This window comes from Methylocella tundrae, assembly GCF_901905185.1.
In the GTDB taxonomy this organism is placed as follows: domain Bacteria; phylum Pseudomonadota; class Alphaproteobacteria; order Rhizobiales; family Beijerinckiaceae; genus Methylocapsa; species Methylocapsa tundrae.
This window is the reverse complement of the sequence record NZ_CABFMQ020000060.1, coordinates 1-384: the sequence shown is the minus strand read 5'-3', so window position 1 is coordinate 384 and position 384 is coordinate 1. Positions and strand designations below refer to the sequence as shown.

The 384-nt window shown below is 58.1% G+C and carries 1 protein-coding gene; it reads right to left on the bottom strand.

Features of this window, described 5'->3' with window-relative positions; translation table 11 throughout:
• Positions 1–84 precede the first annotated feature (84 nt).
• The coding region (locus tag MPC4_RS20890; protein ID WP_210253603.1) for a hypothetical protein at positions 85–384 on the bottom strand (300 nt) is incomplete at its 5' end.

The following is a 384-nucleotide window of genomic DNA, read 5'->3' as shown; positions in this document are numbered from 1 at the left end:
GGGAGAAGAAGGAGAGGCCATTTTCGGCGGCTTCGAGCGGCGTCTTTGCGGGAGGGAGGTCTGGTAGGCCCTGGGAATATCTCGTCAGTCTTTCATCTCATACATGCGCATGTTTCTGTCGATGCGTACTGTTTCCATGCCCAGAAAGTACCTGTCCGCTGCGCTCTGCGGCCACGCCTCCACCTCCTCGTCCGTGTGCAGGTAGTGCCATGTCTGACACCCTCTGTCGTCCCTAAGCCTCCAGCGTGTGTAGTCTGTCTTCTCATGCCCATCCGCATTCTTGCTCACACCAATCGGTACTTGCGCGGGCGCATGCGCTCCCCTTTTGGTGGCGCCGTTCGCCGAGCCATTGGTGGCGTGCGGCATTATTATTAAGTCTTCGTG